Source organism: Lacipirellula limnantheis (genome assembly GCF_007746075.1).
In the GTDB taxonomy this organism is placed as follows: domain Bacteria; phylum Planctomycetota; class Planctomycetia; order Pirellulales; family Lacipirellulaceae; genus Lacipirellula; species Lacipirellula limnantheis.
Genome location: NZ_CP036339.1, coordinates 1,981,966 through 2,005,676, shown reverse-complemented (window position 1 = coordinate 2,005,676; position 23,711 = coordinate 1,981,966). Strand labels below are relative to the sequence as shown.

Sequence of the window (23,711 nt, the reverse complement as noted above, 5' to 3'; positions counted from 1 at the left end):
TCCAGTCACAGCGCGAATTGGCCCTCTGGTCGTCTATTCCGAATCGCAATCGCGATTCCAAGATCCATAGCCCAGTAACGAAAGGCGATTAAACTAAGGCTGGCTCCCCGCCATGCTTACCACCCGGAGTTCCTTCATGAACGAGGATCGGTTGCAGTCGCCCGGTCATTCCCGCTTCCGAACCGCGATGCAAGTCGGCGGCCCAGTAATACTGGTCTCCGGACTTCTCCTGACAGGAATCGCTTTCGGCAGCTTCCTGCTCGCGATGGGTGGACAGGGACCGCCTCGATTCTTTTGGTGTGCGTTTCTCGGTATGCCGATGGTGTTCGTTGGCGGCGTCTTGTCCATGTTTGGATATATCGGAACGGTCCAACGCTATCTCGTCGGCGAGTCGGCCCCGGTCGCGAAGGACGTAGTGAACTACATGGGCGAGAACACCCAACCCGGCCTGAAGGCGATGGGCAAGGCGGTTGCTGAAGGCGTCATGGAAGCTCAGAAGGGCTCCGGACGCCGCTAGTGGCGGATCAAACCCGAATTGGGCAGTGACCTCGTGACGCGGGATGCACCGTGTGGTCACGCGATCCCAAGCAGCCCTAGCCCCCAGCCTCCCGGCCGGGGTCAGGGAGACAGGTCAGGGTCCGCCTCAAGTGCCGCAATGGCTTCGTCCCAGAAACGCTCCTGTTCTTTGACTTCGTCCGCCCAGGCGGGGGAACAGTGAACAGCCATTTTGGAATCGACAACAGTAAGTCCGTCGACTTCTTTGACAGCCACCATGCTTTCAAAGAACGACGCCCCGGCCTTACGAATCTCGGCCAATGCGGCGTCGCGATCCATGCCGCTTTGGCGAAGAGTGCGGTAGGGATGGTTGAATCTTCTCGGGAGTTCCATGCCCGGCATTCTAACCGCTGGCGCGGGAATGCAATCGGCGACGGGTGGGGAGTAGAATAGGCTGCATGAAGCTATTCAGGTTCACGGCCAAGGATGCTCTCGTCGCCACAACATTGGCGGCCGTGTGGTGCGGAGCCCTCAGCCAGCACATGCACGTCTGGAATGCATTCGGCAACGATCGCCTTGTGATGGCCCTTTATTACGGGCTGATCAGCGGCTTGCCGGCAACAACCGTGGCGGCTTTATTCGGGCATTGGAGGATGGGCATCCTTTGCGGCGTGGCGAGTGCGATCGCGCCGACCGCGATTGAGTTTGCAACCTTCGCTTGACCCATATATCGGGGCTGCACACTTAGCTACCCACTACCCAATTCTACGTCCCACCTTGAGATCAAGGCAAAGGGGAAGCGGCGGTGAGAGGTGTGAGAGAGGCGCGGCGATGCTGCCGAGATCGCTTGGCAAATCGCGGCGTCGCGACGACGACTAGCAAGACTTGCGAGGCGAGTCTCGTGGGCTGAAATGGTCGACCAAGTTGGCCCTACTCACGGCTCCTGTAGACCCCCACGCGGCCTGCTCTCGCGAGGAAACGGGGCAGCGCGACCTGGCAGACGCCCCTCAAAAAACTGGTCCTTAAAACGCCGCCTAGGGGCTGGCTGGCGTGCGGAGTGAAGTGGTCGACGAGCCGGTTGGCCCAGCGCCAAGAGCGACGTTCACGCATTGCACCTGACAAGCCTTCGCCTCGCTTAGCGCAGACCGACATCCCATCCGACTTAGCTAGGAATCGGCTCCGCTGCATTTAGTTGGAGGCTGGTAGTGACTATTTCGGACGGCCGAGGCAAGCGATTTATGCCGGAAGTTTTAGATCGTCGGATGATGGACCAGGACGTCGTCGTATTGCACGGGATCAACTACCCGCCCGTTGCCTGGAATTAACCCTGTTGTCAGGGGAACCCACCGTTTCCTCGCTTGCCAACCCTCGCCGCGGGGAGCTTTTAACCCGCGTGCTTTTCTTACTCGACTCTTTTTGGATGGGGAAAAAGAACCGACGCGACATAACCCCCGTCGCCCAATCGAGCGACGCCAGAGCCTCCATGCTCTAGTAACTAACTAATTGCCAACCTATCTCGCGGCGGCCCACAGCACGTCGCCGTGAAGGATGTCGTGGCAGTGCCGACAGACGGGGTCGAGATGCCTGAGCGTCTCGCCGACCATCGTCTCACGGTCGTACTGCCGATGGTGGATCTCTACCGCCGGATTGAGGCGACACTCAACGCACACGCGTCCCTTCTTTTCGTAGACGCGCTGGCGAATGCTGGCCCAGCGCGGCGAGTCGCGGTATTGGCGGTAGTTGCTGAATCCAAGCTCGTGAAGCACCGCCCGGAAGGCAGGATCGACCTGCCGCTGATTAGCCACGGCCGGTCTCCTTTGAGGCGGCGATGAACGCCTCGATGTCGGCGAGGTCGTAGCGGACCGCGCCCTTACCTCGGCCGGCGAGTCGGACGCACGTGAGGGCACCCGACTTCGTGAGATTAAAAAGCTTGCGGGACTTGATGCCGAGCAGCTCGCAAGCACGCTGGCTGTTGATGAGGGGAGGACGCAGCTCCCCAAGCTGGTTGGTCATCATGACCTCCTTGGGATGTGGGCGACCGAGATTGGTCGCCGATTAGAGAGGAGGCATTCCCTGCCTCACATGACATGATTATACAAAAATGTGCCGGCGGGGTCAATAGCAAAGTGCCGCGCTGCGCGTTCAGCAGTCGTTATTGCAGACTCTTGCATCTCATCGCACTGCGCTGCATCCAGCTGCACCACCTGGACGAGATGTTTTAAAAAAATTTAGACGAAGCGAGCCTGATGAGTTACCTGTTTGCCGGAGCGATGGCGGGCTGTCGCGGTTCATTTTTCGGCAACGCCGGTGGGGCCCCCCGACAACCAACCTCGCGAGCGCCTCGGACGACGTGTGACCTTCACGGACGCGTCGCCGCTCCAACGACTCATGCGTTACTGAAGCTATAAGGGTGGAGGGGCGAGCGTGGTTTTACAGCCAGGTCAGGATGGCCTGCCGCGGTGCTTCCCACTCCGGGGAGTCGGTGGGGTAGTAGCGGATAAAGTCCTTCAGCTCCGCCAAACCGCCGCACGCCGCGGAACCGCCGTTCCCATGTCGCAGATGCGGACTGCCGCCCCTCCCGGGCTCTCGGCAAGCCGTCTGCAATGGAAACACTGCTCTCGGTGGTGGTTTGGGTAGTTTAGGTATGTTAGGAATGGGAACCCAGTTCCCATTTTGTACAGTGGTTTGGTGTACAGAAAACGAACCGGGTTCGTTTTTTGGTGGGGCGTAGTGGAGGCTTACCCCATGCGGAGGGGGTGGGCCATGCCAACAGTAGGGGCAGTGGTGCGTCGGATTTGATATTAAAAAATTATGGAAACGAAGGGGCCGATCAGTAACCTTTGCTGCGGCTGAACGCCGGCCCGTCGTGGTTCCCTTTTCCAACTGGTCATGGGGCCCCCCGACACCTCACTTCGCAATCGCCTTCCGCCTCATGCGGCGTCGCGCTGCCGCAGCACGCTCTCGCTCTTCTCGCCGCGACTGGGCCATACACTGAGCGAAACAGTGGTTGAGAATGGCCGTCGTGGCCAAGAAGTAGAGGATCATCCCCTTCTGCCAGACGCCGTAGCCGTTGGCCAGCGCTCCCATCGCGAGCGTTGCGGGAGTCGTGATGTGAATCACCAACCAAAACCACTGCTCGTGCTGAAAGAGCAGCCACGTGGTGTTCACCAGCAGCGTGATCATGGCGACGTTCGCCCCCAGGACGTGCAGGGAGTCAAAGGAGGGCGTGAGAGCGGTCACGGCCAGGGCCGTAGCGATGAGGACATTCACTCCCGCTTGGCTCCAGTACCGAAGACGGGCGGCCGAGCGGGCCGTCTCCATTCCTAGCGCGATCAGCAGGCCGAACATGACGTAGCCAATCCACGCCGGCTCGACGTCACGGAAGAGACTCATCGGCCGCGTGTAGGCGTCGCCTCGCTGGTCGGCCAGGTGACCGCCGACGAAGGCGAGAAGAAACGCGATGACGAGGCCGTGTGCCAGCATATGCGGTCAGGTGCGGTGGAGTAGTTTGCATTTTAGGGAGCGAGCGACGCCCAAGACGAGAATAAGTGGTGATCAGCTGCAGGAGAGGAGGTCCAAACGCGTCGGCCCTCGCCCTCCGCATGGGGGTGAACACCCGTTCGCGATCCAACTCCATGATGGCTACTGGATGGCGGCGGGCTCGCTGTCCAGCTCAGCGTATGGGGCGTGTGATGTGTGCAGTTTGATCCTTCTTCGCGACGGCCCACGGATTCCCCGGCAAATCGGCGTGCAAGTTGGTGCGCTATAGTGCATTGGTAGACCTAAAGATCAAGCTCGACATTTACGAGACGCAATTTATAATGGCGGCATGGCCAAGCCAATCGCGATTTACATGCGCGTCTCCACGAAAGCTCAAGACCTCCGCTCTCAGGAGGCCGACCTCAAGGCGTGGGCCAAGGGGCAGCGGACGCCGGTGGTGTGGTTCCGCGACAAGTTCTCGGGGAAGACCATGGAACGCCCGGGCTGGGCTAAGCTCATGGCCGCCGTCGAGCGAGGGGAGATCAGCGCGATCTGCTGTTGGCGGCTCGATCGTTTGGGACGGACGGCGAAAGGGCTGACGGCGCTGTTCGCCGATCTCGCGGCACGGAAGGTCAACCTCGTGTCGATCAAGGACGGGATCGACCTGGCCACGCCGGCAGGGAGGATGTTGGCGAACGTCTTGGCGGGGCTGGCGCAATATGAGACCGAGGTGCGCGGCGAGCGCATCCTGGCGGGCATCGCCGCGGCGAAGGCGGAAGGCAAGCGCTGGGGCGGGCGGAAGCCGGGCACGCGCGTCAGGCTTACCGTCGAGAAGGAGCGGACGATTAAGGCGATGAAGAAGGCCGGTGAGTCGATCGCGGCGATCAGTCGAGCGTTGGACCTGTCACGGACGACTGTTTACAAAGCATTGGAATAGTAAACATTCTGCCTGGGTTGTTGATGCAAGACTGGCGCGGCCCGAGTTGTCAGCCAACGAATCTGGCAGCGTTGAGCTGTCAGGAGTGTCTTTCACTTGCGTGAAAAATCCCTGGCCTGAACACAGGCGAAAACGTGCCGATCGGGCCAACAGGGAACGTGCCTCTACGCAGTCAAGCCGCGGCATAAACTCATCTAACGCGCCACGTCCTTCTCGCTCCGCAAGCCGTCCTCTGTCTCACAGACGCCTGCCTCTCCAGTCAGGTGGCCCGCAGACCCGCTCATCGCACCGATGAACCGAACCCGCCAGTAATTCCCCGTATTGCTTCGTGGATCATTCCTTGAGTCGACTGCGGAAGCTGGTGCCAACCCGCCATTAACTGCAGAAGCTCACTTGCGGTCGGGGGACTGAGGCTTGTCTTCGCCACTGCGCCGCATTTTGCGCCGCCACGTCGCGCCGACCCCACTTTTTTCGGGGATTCGGGCGGTTGTTCGGCTCCCGCCTCGGCTACTTCTTCTTTTCTACCTCTGTTCGACCGGCTCCGAGCGGCGACGATGACGAGCGAGATCGTGGCCAGGGCCAGTGCGGACGGTTCAGGTAACGCGGAAGCGGCGGTCGTGGTGGCGACCATGCCCAGGCGGCGTTGCCAGATGAGCAGGTCGATGCCGTCGACGACTTGATCGCCGTTGGCGTCGCCTTGCCAATGCGTGACGCTGCCAACGGCGCCGACACCTGCCTGCCAGCGGCTTAAGTCATCGACGTCAACGACGCCATCGGCATTGAAGTCGCCGGCCAGCGGCGCGCTAAAGAAGCTGTTCTCCTGCCCAATCCAGAGATTGCCGACGGTAAAACTCCCTTCGAAAAGGCTCTTCAATTGAAGGTCCGTGATCAGCGGATTGAAATCCGCGCCCCCCTGCGCGGTGATCATCCACGGATACAGCGGGTCCGTGAAGTTGCCGACGGCCGCTCCGTCAGCGAAGAGCGATGCGTGCAGAGTATTGGCGCCGGCGCCGTTGCCCGAGATTTTACCGACGAACAGATAGGTAGCGTCCGGAGCAAACCCGTCGGATTGTGCGTCTTCGCCTGCCATATCGGCTTGGCTGCGAATGCTGAAGTCGGTTTGTTGGCCGTGGAAGGAGAAGTCGTACTGGCTGACGCCGCTGGCGTTAAGCAACTCCAGCGACAAGGTCCGATTGGCCGAGTTGATTTGGGCAGGCGACAGTTCCGCCGTGTTCTGGCGCACGAGAAATGTGATATAGGTATCTTGCTCGGCCGCCAAGTCGATCGGTTGTGCTAGTGTGACGTGCATCGTCCGCGGCGCCGTGTTGAGGGAACTGAGTGCTTCGGCCGCATTCTGATTTCGAATCGTCACGCTCGTATCGCGATATTTCGATGCCCCCGCGCCCGATCCGGCGAAGAATAAGCTGGTCGGTTTATGTTGGGTGAAGTTGCCCGTTTCCTCCAGCCCTGAGCGAGATCGCCCTGCGGCCCAGCGGCCGGTCAACCCGACGGACCCGTCAAACTTTTCGAACGTCCCGGAATACGCCAAACGATCGGGCAACGCAACGCCCAGTGCGTTGTAGCGGTTGGCGAGCCAATTGGCGTCGGCCTGATTGACGAACCCATTGCCGTCGCGGTCGCCTCGCTCCCAGTTACCGCCCATGTAAAACGCCTCGAACTGGGCAGCCGTCCCTGTCCCTGTCGCGCCGACCACGGTTCCCATGCTGTTCGCCAGGGCATTGGCGTCCGCGGCGTTGACCTTGCCGTCGAGGTTAAGGTCGGGAGCCTGGCGTTTGAACATCGCATAGTGCTGCGCGACGCGATGGAGGCTCAGCTTATTCTTCGCATCGTAGTGGAGCGTCCAAGACATGATCCCCGGCATGTTCCGATCGAGGGCGAGTTGGACCTTCTCGCGAACCTGTTTGCGGCTCTCAATAGTCCAGGTCCCGGTTTGCGAGACGCCGCTGATGTCATTGACGGTGCCGGTGAACGTGAGGGCGTCGTATGGCAAGTTGGGACTGGCGGCGGCGATTGCTTCGAGGCTCACCGTCGCGGGGCCGTTGGCGCCCCACGTGCCGATGCCGAGGACGAGTTGTTCGTTCTTGAAGGCCTTGGCGGCCCCCTGGCCGGTCAGCGCGAGTTTGGTGTTGGCGAACGTCGCGTTGGATGACGCGCCGTAGTGGTATCCCATGATGAACAACTGGTCATACGCCGCCCCCGCATCGAAGACCGCAGTGTCGTCCCAGTCGGCGTCGGCGTATCCATAGTCGTCGACCGAGACCTCGATGCCGAGCGGGTGGAGGACGGCACGGAGGTCCTTGGCGAGTTGGGTGTAGTTTGACCACTCGGCGTCGGTTTCGGGCCGCTCCCAGTCGAGGTTGTAGCCCTTCATGTTGTTGGCGACGAGAAAGTTCTTGACGTTATTCACGAACGTGGCGCGTATACCAGGATTCGAGACGATCGAGTTCCAGACGTCGTCGACCGTGCCGCCGTTGACGGTGAACATGCTTGAATGAAGCGCGAAGCCGCGCGTGACCGCCGCGCTCTTCAGCGCGTTCAGGTGGCCCGTCGCGTTCGAGGCGTAGTACAACGATCCATCGGCCCTCGGTTGCACGCCGCCAAAATAGAGCACGTCGGAAACGTGGTCGTATGAGCCGTTGCCGGCGAAGGCGTTGATTTGACTCTGCGTCGCCCAGTTGGGCACGAAACCCCAGATGCGGAAATCGGCGGCACTCCATGCCGAGACGCTGCTCGATTGCGCCGCCGCCGCCGAGGCGAGGATCAGATTAGCGAATACTGCGCAGAGCGTCGTCGCGCGCAGTGAACCAGGGCGAGTGCGGGCGCCTAGCATCAATGGCCTCGGCCGGGAGTGGAGAGTCTGTTCCAACTCCCATCTTACCCTGACAGTCCGCTTCGACCGCTAGATCGGCGGGGGCAAAACTGTCTCGATTTTGCGGAGGCGTTGCTTCATTTTGCGAAGCGAGGACTCCTCGGGCGATCAGCCCGTGGTACGCATGCCGGTCGAGAGACCTTTGACAGTGAGATTCGTGACGTGTTCCAACTCGGCGGGAATTTCCGGCGCCCGCGCGCAGCGCTGGAGAAGTTCGATTTGGATCATGTTGAGCGGGTCGACGTAACCATTCCGGATGTTGATCGAGCGCTGCAGCCACGGCACTTCGTCAAGGAGCTCGCGACTTCCGCTGATGTTCAGAATCGCCTGGCGAGAGCGTTGATACTCGTCGATGATCGTCGCCGTCAACTCCGCGGCGCCGTCGATGCCGTTGGCGAGCTGCGCGTACTGCTCGAAGACGGTCATGTTCGCTTTGGCGAGTGCCAGCGATGCATTGTCGATCATCGCCGTGAAAAATGACCACTTCCGATACATGTTCGCGAGGACGGCGACGGTGTTTGGATCGGCGGCCGTAAGCGACTCACACGCCGATCCGATGCCGAACCACGCGGGGATCAAGCACCGATTCTGCGTCCAGGAGAAGACCCAGGGGATGGCGCGTAGGTCTTCGATGCGGCCGCCCGCTTTGCGTTTCGACGGACGCGAGCCGATCGGCAGGCGCTCGATCGCGTTGATCGGGGTCGCAGCGCGGTAGTATTCCGCGAATGCCGGGTGGTCGACGAAGCGGCGGTAGGCCGCCAACGATTCGGCGCCCAGCTGGTCCATCGCATCCTGCCATTCCGTTGGCGTCTGCCGAGGTCGGCGCGATGCGGCGGTGAGGGTCGACCAGGCGACTTGCTCCAAATGACGGTGGGCGATGTAGGGGTTGTCGTAGCGTTCGGCCAGCACTTCGCCTTGTTCGGTCAGTCGTAGCGAGCCCGAGAATGCTTCGGTCGGCAGTGAGAGGATGCTGCGCGCCGCTGGGCCGCCGCCGCGGCCCAGCGCGCCGCCGCGGCCATGAAAGAAGGTGACCGTCACGCCGAACTCGTCGGCGATCCGTTGCAGCTCAATCTGCGCCTGGAATAGCGCCCATTGGGCCGCGACATAGCCCCCGTCTTTCGTACTGTCGGAGTAACCGATCATGATCATCTGCTGGTTCTTCAGACCCCGCAAATGTTCGCGGTAGGCGGGCTTTTCCAGCAGCGCGCGGAACGTCGCCGCCGCGCCTCTGAGGTCGCCGATCGTTTCAAAGAGCGGGACAATCGGCAGCAATAGCTGCGCGTCGCCGCGATGGCCGCCATCGACCGCCTCCGACGCCCGCCAGAACCAGAGCACCGTGACAAGGTCGCTGGGGTGCTCCGTCATGCTGACGACATGGCCTCCGAGGGCCCCCATGCCATAACGGCGCGCAACGCGGCGCAGCAGGGCGAACAGCTCCAGCGTCTCGGCGGCCGCGGGGGATCGTCCGGGAGCCGTCGCGGAAATTGGCTGGCCGAGCGTCTGTAGCAGGCGGTCGCAGCGCTCCGCTTCATCAAGTTCAGCTCCCGGCTCGACGATGCCCATCTCCCGCCAGAGCTCATCGATCACCGCGCGATACACGCCGGAATGCTGCCTGACGTCGAGTCGCTCGGTATGAAAGCCGAAAAGTAGAATCTGATCGAGCCACGGCTGGACTTCAACGACTTCGGTATTGTCATTGCGAGTCGCCTGCAGCGCGGCAGCGATCACATTCACGTCTGTCCATAATTCCTCTGCCGAGGCGTACGCGCCAGCCGGCGAAGCAGTGCTCTCCGCCGAAAGCGACACTTCGGCGGTCCGTCGCAAACGCCACTCGATGGCGTGCAACCATTGCCGGTACGACTCCAACGGTCTCTCGGCTTTGAGCTCTTCCGCCAGCGCTGGGTAGGCGGCGCCGACGCGGGCGATGGCGGCGACCAGGTCCGGCGGCGGCGGCGTCTCGCGATCAGAGATGCTGAGAAACTTCGATAGCCGACCGCAGGTTTCCAGATGCAGGTCGATTGCGGTCGTGCGCAGCTGCTGGAGCGTTTGGCGCGTGATGTCGGGCGTCACGAACGGGTTGCCGTCGCGGTCGCCCCCCATCCATGATCCGTAGCGAATCAGGGGGGGATCGTGCTGCAAGCGAACACTGGGATAGTTCTCCGCCAGCGCCTGCCGAAGTTCATCAATTAGCGCCGGGGCCTCTTCCCACAGCACCGGCAGAAACGCGAGCCCGCGGGCCACCTCGTCGAGCACCGTCGGTCTGCGCGGCCGAATGAAGTCGGTCTGCCAGAGCATCTCCAACTCGCTTTGCAACTGGCGGCTGATCCGCCCCAACTGCCGCGGTTGTCCTTGCTGGACGTCGCGCTCGGCCAGCGTTTGGTGGATGCGTCGTAGAATGCGTCGCAATGAACGGCGCTTGGCTTCCGTCGGGTGAGCGGTAAGCACCAGTTCGATCGCCACCCGATTGACCAGCGTTTGCACTTCCGATGCAGTCAAGCCGCGGCTCTTAAATGCGGCGATCGCGTCGCGAATCGATTCCTTGCGCGGCTCCGGGTACGATGCGTCCTCGCGCTGCTGCAGCGTGCGAATCCGCTGGCGATCTTCGGCAAGGTTCGCCAGCTCAAGAAAGATACTGAAGCTGCGCACCACGACCTTCAGTCGGGCTTCATCGAGCTGTGCCAGCAGCGATCTCAACGCCTGGCCCGCCTCGGCATTCCCCTCCCGCATGAGCCGGGCGAGTCCGCGAACCCGTTCCACGAGTTCCAAGCCTTCGTCGCCTGCGAAACGCGTGATCGTCGCGCCGAACAAACGTCCTAACTCATCAATCTCGCGGCGCAGTTCGGAATGGGAGTCGCCGTTGGCAGCCATGGCATCTTCACGGGGGGGAGAGGAAAGGCGGGATCGTCAAGCAGTGGCCGCAGCACACGGGTCGCCCGCGAGCACTGGCTCGCGGGGGCCGCCAGGCGCCCGGTGCGCGGCACGGAACTCTCGCGGCGTCATCCGGCGGTACTCGCGGAATCGCCGATTGAAGTTCGACGCATTTTCATACCCCGAGCGGAGACATATCTCAAGGATGCTCAGTTCGGTCTCGAGCAACAATCGCGACGCCAGACCAATGCGCAATTCGTTGACATAATCGGTGACCGTCCGCTGCGTGCCGTTCTTAAAGAAGCGACTGAACGCCGACGGGTGCATACCTGCTAATGTTGCCAAATCTCCCTGATTCAGGCCCGGATCGGCGAGATGGTCATGGATATGTTTACAAATGCGATTGAGACGATTTTGCAATCGAGGTCGAAACGTGGGCGCGAACCCTGGGCTGGCCAGCGGTACGAGCTCCGTCGAGTGCGATAAAAGCTGAAGGATATTTAACAGAGAAAGGAGCCTCGCTGCGGGTGACTGCTCGAGCATTCCCCGGACCGCGCTGGCCGCTGCTCGGCTAGTCGCACCGGTGACATACAGCCCGCGGCCGGCCCGTTCCAGAAGCTCCACTGTCTCCGCCAACTCCGGCAGCGCGAAAAACGGCGTCCCAAACTGCACCGGATCGAATTGCACCACCACCGCTGGGTGCCGGTCGTACTTCTGGCCGCGAAATTCGTCCGACGCCCAGTGGTGAGGCAAGTTCGCGCCCAGCAGCACTAAATCGCCGTCGCCGTAATTGCCAATATGGTCGCCGACAAACCGGGTGCCGGAGCCGCTCTCGGTAAAGCAGATTTCGACTTCCGGGTGATAATGCCAGCCCGCCGGCTGTTCAATGACGCTCCGGTCGAAGCAGCGAATCGAGCTGCCAGTCGGCGGAATCAGTTTTTCGAAGGAAGGCTGCATCGGCGTCGCATGTAGAAAGAGCGTGCGGGCGAAATGCGGACTGGGCCGCAGATAACTGATTTAGCCCGATTGTAACGCCGGAAAGTGCAAAACCTGTACAACAATTTGCAATTCTCCGGGCAGACAACGGCCGCGAAAGTCCCCATCATGGTGGGTTCGCGAGTCACGCGCTCGGCCCCTTCTCGACGGAGAATTGCGATGAACGACAGCCCGACGCTCGATCCTGCATCAAGCCGCCGCCAGTTTCTGCGTCACACGGCGGTCATAGCCGGCGCAAGTTGGACAGCAACGCACCTCCGCACGGCCATCTCGGCGGACGCCGTCACACCCGCGAACACGCTACGGCGCGAGAAACTTCAACTCTATAAGGCCGTAAAGTGGGGGATGATCGAAGGCGCGCCCACCGTTCTCGATCACTTCAAAATCTGCAAGGACCTGGGCTACGACGGCATGGAGCTGATCAGCCCAGCCGATTTCTCTGCCCAGGAAGTTCGCCAGGCAAGCGACGCCACAGGAATGCCGGTTCACGGTCTGGTGGACATGAAGCACTGGGATGTGCGCCTTTCGGACCCCGACTCCAAAGTCCGTGAGCATGGCGTCGCGATTTTGCGACAGGCGATCCTCGACTGTCACGCGTTCGGCGGCTTCTCGGTACTGCTCGTGCCGGGGCGCGTCGGCGGCGCTGACGAGACGCACGATCACGTCTGGCAGCGATCGATCGAGGGGATTCGACAGGTATTGCCGCTGGCCAGCAAACTTGGCGTCCGCGTGCTGATCGAAAACGTCTGGAATGGCTTCTGCGAAACTCCCGAACAGCTGCGCGATTATCTCGACGAGATCGCCAACCCGTGGGTCGCCTCCTACTTCGACATTGGCAACGTCGTGAAGTTCTCGCCAAGCCAGAACTGGATCCGCACGCTCGGCCCGCGCATCGTCAAGCTGGACGTCAAGGATTGGAGCGTCGCTAATGGGTTCGACGCAAAGATCGGCGAAGGCGACGTCAATTGGCCCGCCGTCCGGCAAGCCCTCCGCGACATTGGCTTCTCTGGCTGGTGCACCGCCGAAGTCGCAGGCGGCGACCGCGAATGGCTCGCCGACGTCGCGCAACGCATGGACCGCACTCTACTGGTGCAAGACTAACAGAACAATAATCAGGGAATTGGAGATAAACGCGACAAAACGCAGATCGTTGTTGAGCTTCACGCGATGAAGGCACTCGCCTGTCTGGCTGAACGCTGTCAGCTCGCGTGTTCATCTGCAAGTTCTAAAACAGATCCTTCGAAGGAAACAGATATGAGCAAGTGGCCGATTGGCGTCTTCGTTAGCATCGACGCGGGGCTGGGCGTGAATCCCGACGTCGCGCACGAACTGGGCGTGCCCACAGTGCACCTCCATACGCCGCACCCCGAATCGCGTACTCCTGAACGAGCCAAGGAGTTCCTGGCGCGACTCGACAAGTTAGGCATCCAGGTAACGGTTGTCTTTGCCGGGTTCGAAGGCGAGAGCTACGCCGACATCCCGACCGTCGAACGCACGATCGGCTTGGTCCCCGCGGCAACGCGTGCCGCGCGTACCGCGGAGCTCAAGGAAATTGCGGATTTCGCCAACCTCATGGGCGTGAAAACGGTCGGCCTCCACATTGGGTTCGTGCCGCATGATCGTTCGATCAGCGAGTACCGCGACGTCCTCGCCGTTACCCGCGATGTTTGCGACTACGTGAAGAAAAATGGCCAGGCCATTCACCTCGAAACGGGGCAAGAGCCCGCCGGCGTGCTATTGGCCTTTTTGGAGGACGTTGAGCGCGACAACCTGTTCATCAATTTCGATCCGGCCAACATGATCCTGTACGGCTGCGGCGAACCGATTCCGGCGCTCAAGACGCTTGGCCAGTACGTCCGCAGCATCCATTGCAAGGATGCGACTTGGTCGGACCAACCTGGCAAGACCTGGGGCGCCGAGGTAGCGCTCGGCCAGGGCGACGTCAATTTCGCCGCCTACCTACGCACGCTGAACGAAATCGGCTACACAGGACCGCTGACGATCGAACGTGAAATCCCGCAGGAACCCGTGCGTCAGAAGGCCGAAATCGCCGCGGCGATCGAAACGCTTCAATCGCTGAAGCGCGAGTTGGCTTAGCGGCGGTTCAATGGCAGTCGCTGCTTGACGCTTTCTGTCGAGCTCGTCGAGCCGTGGTGGTTCTATCCCAAATAGGAAGTAAGAAGATGATCGAAGTCGGCATCGTCGGCCTGGGGTTCATGGGGATGATCCATTACCTCAGTTATCAAAAAATCCCCGGCGTTCGCGTCGCCGCGATTTGCGAAACGAACGAGAAGAGGCTGACGGGGGACTGGACGGACATCAAAGGCAATTTTGGACCTGCCGGCGAGCAGATGGATCTCAGCGGCGTCGCGACGTTCACGAGTCTCGACGAGATGCTCGCGTCCACGAAACTCGACGTGGTCGACGTGACGCTCCCCCCTGCCCTGCACGCCCAGGCGACGCTCAAGGCTTTGGCCGCCGGCAAGCATGTCTTCTGCGAGAAACCGATGTCGCTCTCCCTCGCCGAATGTCAGCGAATGTCGGCGGCGGCCAAGGCGGCCGACCGTCGGCTCTGCGTTGGCCATGTGCTGCCGTTCTTCCCTGAATACGCCTGGGCCTACGAAGCCGCGACGAGCGGCCGCTACGGCGCCCTCCGCGGCGGAGCGTTTCGTCGAGTGATCTCGAACCCCGCGTGGCTCACAAACTATTGGAAGGCCGATCAAGTTGGCGGCCCGCTGTTCGACCTCCATGTGCACGACGCGCACTTCATTCGGCTGCTGTTTGGCATGCCCAGTAGCGTCGTCAGTCGTGGCCGCACGCGCGACGGTCTTCCGGAATTCTGGCATAGCTTCTTTAGCTTTCCCAACAGTGATTACGTCGTCGAAGCCACCAGCGGCACGACCGACCAGCAAGGGCGGGCCTTCAACCACGGCTTCGAGATCCATCTCGAACGAGCGACGCTGTTGTTCGAGTTCTCGGTCCTGAATGGGCAGGGCGCCTACCTCTGCCCGCCCACAATCCTCGATGAGAATGGCAACGCCGAACGCGTGGAGCTCGGCAGCGGCGATCCCATGGACGCCTTCGCCGCTGAGCTGCGCAATGTTATCGAAAGCGTGCGCAAAAATCAGGAAAGCGAGATTCTCAATGGACGTTTGGCGGAGGACGCCGTGAAGATTTGCGACATGGAAGCCGCCAGCATTGCCGCGTCTCGCGTCGCGAGCTAACTCGGCTAGAATGAGTGATTCTGACTTTCGAAAGCGCAAGTTTCAGCGATCTGGGGCCGCTCTTCGAAGATCAGACTTCCTACAGATTCGAGCTATTTTCAATTCAATCACATGAGCACGATCGAAACGCCAGCCGCCGGCAACCTTCACCGCACTGAAGCATCGTATATTCCCATGCACGACCACAGTTCCTGCCCCGAGAAAATTCCCTGCCGAGTTTACCGCCATGCCGGCGAAGCGAGCAAAGCTGTCGCCGCGGAAATTGCGGAGCTGATTCGCGAGCGACAATCGCAAGGCCGTAAAGCGATCCTGGGGTTGGCCACCGGCAGCACCCCCGTCGGCGTCTACAACGAGCTCGTGCGGCTGCATAAAGAAGAAGGCTTGTCGTTCCGCGACGTCGTGACGTTCAACCTGGACGAATACTTCCCGATGCAGCCCGACGAGCTGCAAAGCTATGTCCGCTTCATGCACGAAAATCTATTCGATCACGTCGACGTCCTTGAAGAGAACGTCCACATTCCCGATGGGACGCTCGCGGACGCCGACGTTGAAGAGTATTGCCGCCGGTACGAAGCGATGATCGTCGACGCCGGCGGCATCGACGTCCAGCTCCTCGGCATCGGCCGCACGGGGCACATCGGCTTCAACGAGCCCGGTTCAGGTCGCGACAGCCGAACGCGCATGATCACGCTCGACAAGATGACCCGCCGCGATGCGGCGAGCGACTTCTTCGCCGAGGAGAACGTTCCCCGCCGGGCGATCACCATGGGCGTCGGCACGATTCTCGAAGCGAAGAAGGTCATCCTAATGGCCTTCGGCGAAGGGAAGTCGTCGGTAGTGGCCAAAGCGGTCGAAGGCGAAGTCTCCGCCATCGTCGCCGCGAGCTTCCTGCAGACCCACCCCAACGCTCAGTTCGTCCTGGATGACGCCGCGGCCGACGCACTGACTCGCCGCCGCAGCCCGTGGCTCGTGGGACCGGTTAACTGGGATCAAGCGACGATCCGCAAGGCGGTGATGTGGCTCGCACAGCAGGTCAAAAAGCCGATCCTCAAGCTGACCGAGGAGGACTACAACGAGGAGGGCCTGCAAGACCTGCTCGCGAGTCAGGGACGCGCGTACAACATCAACATCGAGGTTTTTCGCGACTTGCAGCAGACGATCACCGGCTGGCCGGGCGGCAAGCCCGATCACGCCCGTCGCGCGGGCGACTCGCTGCGGTTCGGCGAAGGCTGCTTTCCGAAGCGGGTGCTGATCTTCTCGCCCCATCCGGACGACGACGTGATCTCGATGGGCGGCACCCTGATTCGTCTGGTCGATCAGGGCCATGAAGTTCACGTCGCCTATCAGACGTCTGGCAACATCGCGGTGTTCGATGACGACGCGATTACGTTCATGGACTTCATCTCGGAATTCAATCGGCACTTTAACATCGATCCCGCGCGGACGGCCGAGTTCGAACGGCACATCGACGAGTTCGTAAAACATAAGCAACAGGGCCAAGTCGACAGCCCCGAAGTGCAGTTCATTAAGGGAACGATCCGGCGCGCCGAAGCGCGGGCCGCGACGCGCTGCTGCAACATCCCCGAGACGCAACTCCACTTCATGGATATGCCGTTTTACGAAACGGGTCGCGTCCGAAAGAAGCCGCTGTCTGCCGACGATATTCGCATCACGGTCGAACTGCTGCGCAAGGTGAAGCCCCACCAAGTCTACGCGGCGGGCGATTTGAGTGATCCGCACGGCACGCACCGGACGTGCCTGACCGCGATTCTGCAGGCATGCAAGCAGATTGAACGCGATGGGGACGAGTGGTATCAGCAGTGCCAAGTGTGGCTCTATCGCGGGGCGTGGCAGGAATGGGAGCCGCATCAAATCGAAATGGCGGTGCCGCTCAGCCCGCAGGAGCTGCTGCGGAAACGGGCCGCGATCTTCAAGCATGAGTCGCAAAAAGACCGCGCCCTCTTCCCGGGCAACGACCCCAGAGAGTTCTGGCAACGCGCCGAGCAGCGAAACCGCACGACCGCGGAGACGTACGATAAGCTCGGCCTCGCCGAGTACGAAGCGATCGAAGGGTTCGTCCGCTGGAAGGGCGACCTCGACGCGGTCCTCTAGGGACCCTACAACTGTCGTTTGGCGGCAGCGAACACGAGCAGCTCTGTGCCCCTCCCGATGTGAGAGGGGCTAGAAAGGGGTGATGCAGCAGCCTGCGGTCCCAACGCCGAAAGACATTGCGCCCTCCCAGCGATTGGCGTCGATCGACGTCTATCGCGGCCTGGTGATGCTGCTGCTCGTCTTCCTCGATGCGCCGAATGGTTGGACCGGCGCCGTGAAGGAAGGCTATCCCGATGCGCCGGTGGTCCAGGCGCTCGCCCGGCAGTTCGAACACGTCGATTGGGCGGGCCTTGTCCTCTGGGACATGATCCAACCGTCATTCATGTTCGTCGTCGGCGCTTCGGCGGCCTACTCCTACGCCTCGCGGCAACGGCGGGGACACAGCTTCCGGCGCATGCTAGGGCACGCGATTTACCGATCGCTGCTCCTGATTCTGATTGGCGTATTCCTCCGATCGGAAGGGGACGACGCGACTGATTGGACGCTGGAGGACGTCGTCACGCAAATCGGTCTCGGCTACGTTTTCTTGTTCCTGCTCTGGAACCGCGGGTGGAAGGTGCAGTTGGGAGTCGCGCTCGGCATTCTTGTGGGGTATTGGCTCCTGTTCGCGCTCTGGCCGCTGCCGGCGGCGGACTTTAATCTCGCCGCGGTGAGCGGACACGCGTATTACGACGGCTTCTGGGCCCACTGGAACAAAAACGCCCACCCGGCGCATTATTTTGATACTTGGTTCTTGAACCTCTTCCCACGGCCGGAACCGTGGGTGGCGAACGGGGGCGGCTACAACACGCTGAACTTCATTCCGTCGCTGGCAACGATGATCTTTGGGCTGCTCGCCGGGGAATTGCTCCGCAGCGAACGGCCGGGGCAACGCAAGCTCGCGATCCTGCTCGTGACCGGAATGGCCGCGCTGCTGTTCGGCTTGGCATGTCACGCCGTGGGCGTTTGCCCAGTCGTTAAGAAAATCTGGACGCCGAGCTTTGCCCTCGTCGCGGGAGGACTGTCGCTGCTCACGCTGGGGCTGCTGTACGCGATCGTTGACCTTGGCGGCTGGCGGCGGTGGGCGTTTCCGGCCGTGGTCGTGGGGATGAACTCGATCGCGGCTTATGCGCTGATCCATTTGATCGCGCACTGGACGCTGGAGAACTATCTGCGGCACTTCGGGCCGGGGATGTTTACCGTGTTCGGGCCGGCGTGGGAGCCGTTGCTGCAAAACTTGGCGGTGGGGGCGTTTATCTGGCTGATCTGCTTTTGGATGTATCGGCGGCAGGTGTTTCTGCGGTTGTAGAACAGCGAAGGGGTCGGGGACCTTTTGCCACTTGAGGCGCTCAGTACAAAGTAAACCCTCCAGTGGCAAAAGGTCCCCGACCCCGTCAAACTCAGCGCTTTTCAATCTCGACGCAGATGCCGCCGGCGCGGAAGGCTTTGTGCATCCGCGTGAACCAGATCTCTTGCTTCCAGTGGAGTCCCAGCCGTTCGCACAGCCGCATCAGCTCGTTGCGGTTGTAAGTGCGGCAGTACCAGAGCCGGCTCGTCCAGGCGCCGGAGAAGCTGTCCTCGGTCGTCAGCAGGAACATCCGGCCCCCGCGTTGCAGCACGCGCGACAGCTCGGCGAGCCCCGGCTCGGCATTGGGGAGATGCTCCAGGACGTAGCCGCAGGTGATGCAGTCGAACGAGTTGTCTTCGAACGGGAGTTGCGACAGGTCGCAGGCGACGAACCGCGGACGATCGCTCTTCAGGCGATTGCGAGCCCGCCGCAACATCTGGCGCGACAGGTCGGTGCAGGTCACCGAAGCGTCGGGGTCGCCGTACTTGAGCAAGTGCCCGGCGAGCTGCCCGGCGCCGCTGCCGACGTCGAGAAAAGACTTGGCGCCGCGGAGGTCGAACTTACGGGATCGGAAGACCCGCTCGCCGAGCGGGATGTGGAGCGAGACCATGCTCGCCACGGTAAGCAGCGCGCCCTTGGGCCCGCCGTACACCCGTTGCACCTTGTCGCGGTACTCGTGGTAGCTGACGCGGCGGATGAGATCGTTCTCGATGAGCCGGTGAAGGGCTTTGCGTTCGCCCTTGGGCTTGCGAGCCTTCGGTGGCTTGATGGTCTTGGGCATGCCGCCGCGTCCTCAGCAGATGGTGGCGAGTAAACTCGGGCCCCGTCAGGAAGCCCGCTTGGCGATAGCTCAGAACGGCAAACGTCGTGCCATCGCCTGGCAGCGCGCCTTGATCGAGTTCTCGGCCATCAGATGTACACTCGCCGGTTATAGATATACCACTCGAAAACCAGCACGGCCAGGGCCGCCAGGAGAAGCGCCGTCCAAAGCTCTTTCCGCACCGGCGACGACGGGCTTTCGGCCGCAACGTCAACGTAACCGATCGAAAGCGATTCCACCTCCTGGAGCCCCTTCTCGCCATCCTGACGGGCGCGGAGCCGGACGTCGCTCTCTTCGCGGTCGAAGAGGTTCACCGAAAATCGAGCCAAGACGTTCCCCCCTGCTTGGACTTCGTACGAGCCGGGCTGATCTGTCTCGTGAAACACCAATTCTCCTGCTTCGGGGGAGTCGATCGCTCGCTTCGAGCCATCGGGCAGCATCACCGTGAGGGCATCCTTGGTCTCGAGGAGGTCGATCTCGGCGGGCTCGCCGGGACGGATCACCTCATTCTGGCCATCGGCCGAGGCGCCGCCGAGGTATTGAAAAACGTTCAAGCAGAAGTTGGGAAAGCTGAAGTAACGAGGCCAGTTGGTGTTCGCGGTGCGCTCCCCATCGGCGTTCTGGCCGACAATTTCGAAGCCTAAGACCGCGTCCTCATAACCGTCACGAGGGGCGATGGCCATGATCGGACCCTTCGTGGAATCAACCAGCACCTTGCCGCCGGAAGGCGGCCGTACGATCAAGCTGTCGACGACGCCGACGTTGCCGAGTTCGACTAAGTTGAGCAGCGGGTGACTGCGCTGCCAGTCGATGATCTGCGGCGCGCCCACCTTCTCTTGCGAGGACTTCTCGGTCCACCCCGGCAGCGGCGGCACGCGGCCGATGAACAATGTGTTGGCCAGCGGCATCTCTTCGGGCTTCGCGGGCGCGCACTGGTCGAAAATGACCAGGTCGTACGTTTCCGACTCCATCCGCTGCTTGAAGTCGGGCGTGCCAATGGCGTCGGGCGCGATTTTGTCGACCTTGCCAAGTCGCTTCGCGCGGCCGGTGGTGAGGGCGAGTTCCAAGGCATTGTTGCCGGGGGTGACGAGCAAGATCCTCGATTGCTTTTGCCGGTCGAGGACGGCGAAGCCGCGGTTGTCGAGATTCAACCGGTCTTTCAACTCCGCAGGCGGATCGAGGCGAGCCTCGAGCTTACCGGTGGGAGCGTCTCCGAGGTTGAACGTCGTGCCGACGACGTCGCCGTCAGGAATCGTCAGTTCGGCTGCGTCGCGCAACTGGCCGTCGAGAAATAGCTGCACCGTGCCGGTCTGGGGTTTGTCGCTGAAGTTCGCGACCTGGACGAACGCCTGACGGTCTTCGGGACGACTGTCGTTACGGCGCGTGTTGAACGCCGTGATCGCAAGGTTGTTGGCTTCTAATGATCCAAGTGGCAAATATTTGGCGTTGAGATTGCCGAGCGAGAACCCCTCGACGGGGCCAAATCGGCCGTCGCTGAACACATAGAGCTCGACCGGCTCCTGCACCGTGGCGTCGAACTCGGCGCCCCCCTCTTCGATCGAGACGCGCTCGGGGTTGGCAAAGCCGCTAGCCAGTTCCAACGCCCCGCGAATGTTCGTCGGCTTGGCCGTCGGCTCGATCCGATCGAGGGCTTCGCGCAGCAGGCGACGATTATCGGTGAACTCCTGGACCACGTCGGGCTCGTCGTCGTAGGCGACGATCATCGCCGACATGTCGGAATCCATCTGGTCGATGAGGGTCGCGATGCGTTTCTTGGCCGTATCGAGGCGCGTCGCGTCGCCGTCGCCATCAGTCGAAGACATGCTGGCGGAGCGATCGACCAGGAAGATAAACTTGCGGCCGCTGAGCGACTCGCCTTGCCACCCTGGTCGCAGGAGGGCGAGAATCGCCAGGGCCACCAGCAGCAATTGCAGGAAGAGGAGCAGGTTCTGGCGGAGCCGTTGCCAGATGCTGTTGACGTGGAGGTCTTCGATCACCTTCGTCCAGAGATAGGTGCTCGGGACTTCCAACGGCTGGCGTTTGAGCTTCAGAAAGTAGAGCGCAAAGATCGCCGGCGGGACGAGCCCGATGGCGAGCCAGCCGGCGGGGCCGATCGTGTTGCGGAAGAGTTCGCCCATAGGAACTGCTAAATGCTTTTAACCGCCAAGGACGCCAAGGGACGCCAAGGATTACGGGGAAGAACCAGCCACGACGGCACGACGAGCACCACGAAATACGGATAGGAATCTTGGAACCGCCGATAAACGCGAATGAGCGCAGATGGTTTTTAGCTGGCGTTTATCGGCGGCCATCGGCGGTTCCAACTCGCAACTGCCTTCGTCGTACTCTTTGTATCGTCGTGATGAAATCATTACTGTTTTACCTTGGCGTCCTTGGCGTCCTTGGCGGTTCAATTCTTGTTTGTGAATCGTTACCGGACCAAGCCGCGGCGGCGTAAGTGTTGCCCAACCAAGTCGGCCACCGGCAATTGGTTGTTCGCGAGCATGTAGTGGATGCCGCGGCGGGTGCAGAACTCTTGGGCGCCGCGGGTGAAGGCGGCGAGGGTTTGTTGGTAACGGGCCAGGAGCGGGGCGCTGATCGTTACCTCGGCTTCGTCGGCGTCTTCGCAGTCGACGAGTTTCAAATCGCCCTTCACGTCGGGTTGTAGTTCTTCTTGCGACAGCAGGTGGATGACGTAGCAGTCCATTTCGTTGGAAACGAAATAGCGGAGGGCCGCTTCATAACCTTGCTTGTCCATCAGGTCGCTGATGAGCAGCACGATCCCCTTGCCGGGGTTGCGGATGCAGAAGTTCTTCACGCCGGTGGTCAGCGGCATGTTCTCGCCGGGGGCCATTTCGTCGAGCTGCTTGATCATTCGCCAAACATTCGACCGGCCGCGCAGGACGGGGCCGCGGTAGCTGGCGGGCTGGCCAATGCTTTCGATGCGGACGCGGTCGCCGCGGACGAGGCCGATGAAGCCGAGGGCGGCGGCAAGTTGCTTGGCATATTCGAGCTTGGTCGGCGTGCCGAAATCCATCGACATGCTGGCGTCGATCAGCGTGTAGAAGTGGAGATCCTCTTCTTCCATGAAGAGCTTGATGATCAGCTTGTCGAGGCGGGCGTAGAGGTTCCAGTCGAGGAGCCGGAGGTCGTCGCCGGCGACGTAGTTGCGGAAGTCGGCGAACTCGACGCTTTGGCCCTTGCGCTTGCTGCGGCGTTCGCCCTTCATCCGGCCGCGGAAGATTTTGCGGGTGACGAGCTCCAGCCGCTCGAGTTGCGCGAGGAGCTCGGGGGTGAGGATTTCGGCCTTGGCCTTCGGCGATGGTGCGGCGACGGTTGACATAGGCCTGAAGGGTTCAGCGGTCGGGGTTCAGGGTTCAGGTGAAGAAATTCAGTGTTTCGCAATGCGTGTGCATGGTTCTATTATGCGGCGTTCGTTTCCGGAATTGAGCGAGGTAAGGGGTCTGGAACCTTTTGCCACTGGCGAGTTTGCCTTCAATCGAACGGCCCCAGTGGCAAAAGGCTCCCGACCCCGTTGAGCTACGCCACCTTCGCGTCTTCGCCCTTTTCGCTGACCTTCTTCAGGATCTCGGCGAGGACGTGGTCGGTGTCGACGCCCTCGGCTTGAGCTTCGAAGTTGAGGATCACGCGGTGGCGCATCGCGGGGAGGTAGACGCGTCTCACGTCCTCGAAGCTGACGTTGTAGCGGCCGCCGAGGAGGGCGCGGACCTTTGAGGCGAGCGCGACCGTTTGAGCGCCGCGGGGGCTGGCGCCCCAGCGAAGGTACTGGTCGGTAATCGGTTGGGCGAGCTTGCCGCCGGGGTGGGTGGCGAGCGTGAGGCGGACGATATAGTCCTGCACGTGCGGGGCGATGATCACCTCGCGGACGAGCTGCTGCCACTTCACGATTTCGCGGCCGTCCATCACCCGCTCGGGCTTCACGTCGACGCCGCGGGTGGTGCGGTCGATGATCGTCGAGAGCTCTTCGCGGCTGGAGTAGCCGACGATTAGTTTGAAGAAGAAGCGATCGAGCTGGGCTTCCGGCAGCGGGTAGGTGCCTTCCTGCTCGAGCGGGTTCTGCGTGGCCATCACGAAGAACGGCGGCTCCATCGGGAAGACTTTGCCGGCGATGCTGACCTTCTTCTCCTGCATCGTTTCGAGCATGGCCGACTGGGTTTTCGGCGTGGCACGGTTGATTTCGTCGGCGAGGCAGATCTGGGTGAAGATCGGGCCCTTCTGGAATTCGAACGAGCGGCGGCCGTCGGGATTCTCGACGACCATGTTCGTGCCAAGGATGTCGGCCGGCATCAGGTCGGGGGTGAACTGGATGCGCGAGAACTGCAGGTTGAGCGTTTCGGCCAGCGTGCGGACGAGGAGCGTTTTGCCGAGGCCGGGGACCCCTTCGAGTAGGCAGTGACCGCCGACGAAGAGGCAGGTGAGCACGCCGTGGACGATGTCGTCGTGGCCGACGATGACGCGGCCGATTTGGTCGCGAACGGCTTTGTAACGGGCGGCGAACTCGGCGGCTTGCTTTTCGATGGAGGGACCGTCGGACATTGGGT

19 protein-coding genes are annotated in these 23,711 nt (G+C 61.5%); 8 read left to right on the top strand and 11 right to left on the bottom strand.

What is annotated here, in order from left to right:
- Positions 1–112: 112 nt before the first annotated feature.
- On the top strand, positions 113–517 hold the full coding sequence (locus I41_RS07820) for a hypothetical protein (protein ID WP_145432018.1): 405 nt from the start codon (positions 113–115) through the stop codon (positions 515–517).
- 101 nt (positions 518–618) lie between these two features.
- Here the strand turns inward: I41_RS07820 and I41_RS07815 are convergent, their stop codons facing one another.
- Entirely contained in the window at positions 619–888 is a 270-nt protein-coding gene (locus I41_RS07815; RefSeq protein ID WP_145432017.1) for a hypothetical protein, read from the bottom strand.
- A gap of 65 nt (positions 889–953) precedes the next feature.
- Between I41_RS07815 and I41_RS07810 the strand changes: the two genes are divergently transcribed.
- Positions 954–1,217, top strand: coding sequence for a hypothetical protein (locus tag I41_RS07810; RefSeq protein ID WP_145432016.1), 264 nt, complete (start codon positions 954–956; stop codon positions 1,215–1,217).
- Positions 1,218–2,006: 789 nt separating this feature from the next.
- On the opposite strand, the gene I41_RS07805 is transcribed toward I41_RS07810, so the two are convergent.
- The 3 genes from I41_RS07805 to I41_RS07795 form a co-directional block, all read right to left on the bottom strand.
- The gene (locus tag I41_RS07805; protein ID WP_145432015.1) at positions 2,007–2,300 is read right to left on the bottom strand and encodes a hypothetical protein; all 294 of its coding nucleotides are present in this window, start codon (positions 2,298–2,300) and stop codon (positions 2,007–2,009) included.
- On the bottom strand, positions 2,293–2,508 hold the full coding sequence (locus I41_RS07800; protein WP_145432014.1) for a helix-turn-helix transcriptional regulator: 216 nt from the start codon (positions 2,506–2,508) through the stop codon (positions 2,293–2,295). Before I41_RS07800 ends, I41_RS07805 begins: the two co-directional genes overlap by 8 nt.
- A gap of 894 nt (positions 2,509–3,402) precedes the next feature.
- Complete coding sequence (locus I41_RS07795) at positions 3,403–3,978, bottom strand: hypothetical protein (RefSeq protein ID WP_145432013.1); 576 nt, start codon at positions 3,976–3,978, stop codon at positions 3,403–3,405.
- 346 nt (positions 3,979–4,324) lie between these two features.
- Between I41_RS07795 and I41_RS07790 the strand changes: the two genes are divergently transcribed.
- Positions 4,325–4,912 carry a recombinase family protein gene (locus I41_RS07790; RefSeq protein ID WP_145432012.1) on the top strand — a complete coding sequence of 196 codons (588 nt, stop codon included), beginning with the start codon at positions 4,325–4,327 and terminating at the stop codon, positions 4,910–4,912.
- A gap of 280 nt (positions 4,913–5,192) precedes the next feature.
- On the opposite strand, the gene I41_RS07785 is transcribed toward I41_RS07790, so the two are convergent.
- The 3 genes from I41_RS07785 to I41_RS07775 form a co-directional block, all read right to left on the bottom strand.
- A complete protein-coding gene (locus I41_RS07785) occupies positions 5,193–7,763 on the bottom strand; it encodes a glycosyl hydrolase family 18 protein (RefSeq protein WP_145432011.1) in 2,571 nt (856 codons plus the stop codon).
- A 147-nt stretch (positions 7,764–7,910) separates the two neighbouring features.
- Positions 7,911–10,670 carry a phosphoenolpyruvate carboxylase gene (gene ppc / locus I41_RS07780; protein ID WP_145432010.1) on the bottom strand — a complete coding sequence of 920 codons (2,760 nt, stop codon included), beginning with the start codon at positions 10,668–10,670 and terminating at the stop codon, positions 7,911–7,913.
- A 36-nt stretch (positions 10,671–10,706) separates the two neighbouring features.
- Positions 10,707–11,627: an AraC family transcriptional regulator gene (locus I41_RS07775; protein WP_145432009.1), complete on the bottom strand. Its 921-nt coding sequence runs from the start codon at positions 11,625–11,627 to the stop codon at positions 10,707–10,709.
- 198 nt (positions 11,628–11,825) lie between these two features.
- Here I41_RS07775 and I41_RS07770 point away from each other — a divergent pair, with 198 nt between their 5' ends.
- From I41_RS07770 to I41_RS07750, 5 genes are all read left to right on the top strand, one after another.
- A complete protein-coding gene (locus tag I41_RS07770) occupies positions 11,826–12,767 on the top strand; it encodes a sugar phosphate isomerase/epimerase family protein (RefSeq protein WP_145432008.1) in 942 nt (313 codons plus the stop codon).
- Between the two features lie 153 nt (positions 12,768–12,920).
- Entirely contained in the window at positions 12,921–13,763 is an 843-nt protein-coding gene (locus I41_RS07765; protein WP_145432007.1) for a sugar phosphate isomerase/epimerase family protein, read from the top strand.
- 86 nt (positions 13,764–13,849) lie between these two features.
- Positions 13,850–14,890 carry a Gfo/Idh/MocA family protein gene (locus I41_RS07760; protein WP_145432006.1) on the top strand — a complete coding sequence of 347 codons (1,041 nt, stop codon included), beginning with the start codon at positions 13,850–13,852 and terminating at the stop codon, positions 14,888–14,890.
- Between the two features lie 174 nt (positions 14,891–15,064).
- A complete protein-coding gene (gene nagB / locus I41_RS07755; protein WP_145436278.1) occupies positions 15,065–17,002 on the top strand; it encodes a glucosamine-6-phosphate deaminase in 1,938 nt (645 codons plus the stop codon).
- 82 nt (positions 17,003–17,084) lie between these two features.
- The gene (locus I41_RS07750) at positions 17,085–18,290 is read left to right on the top strand and encodes an acyltransferase family protein (RefSeq protein ID WP_145432005.1); all 1,206 of its coding nucleotides are present in this window, start codon (positions 17,085–17,087) and stop codon (positions 18,288–18,290) included.
- A 91-nt stretch (positions 18,291–18,381) separates the two neighbouring features.
- Here the strand turns inward: I41_RS07750 and I41_RS07745 are convergent, their stop codons facing one another.
- From I41_RS07745 to I41_RS07730, 4 genes are all read right to left on the bottom strand, one after another.
- Positions 18,382–19,110: a class I SAM-dependent methyltransferase gene (locus I41_RS07745; RefSeq protein ID WP_145432004.1), complete on the bottom strand. Its 729-nt coding sequence runs from the start codon at positions 19,108–19,110 to the stop codon at positions 18,382–18,384.
- A 128-nt stretch (positions 19,111–19,238) separates the two neighbouring features.
- Positions 19,239–21,287 carry a vWA domain-containing protein gene (locus I41_RS07740; protein ID WP_145432003.1) on the bottom strand — a complete coding sequence of 683 codons (2,049 nt, stop codon included), beginning with the start codon at positions 21,285–21,287 and terminating at the stop codon, positions 19,239–19,241.
- Between the two features lie 293 nt (positions 21,288–21,580).
- Entirely contained in the window at positions 21,581–22,492 is a 912-nt protein-coding gene (locus tag I41_RS07735) for a DUF58 domain-containing protein (RefSeq protein WP_145432002.1), read from the bottom strand.
- Between the two features lie 197 nt (positions 22,493–22,689).
- Positions 22,690–23,706: an AAA family ATPase gene (locus I41_RS07730; RefSeq protein ID WP_145432001.1), complete on the bottom strand. Its 1,017-nt coding sequence runs from the start codon at positions 23,704–23,706 to the stop codon at positions 22,690–22,692.
- Positions 23,707–23,711 lie beyond the last annotated feature (5 nt).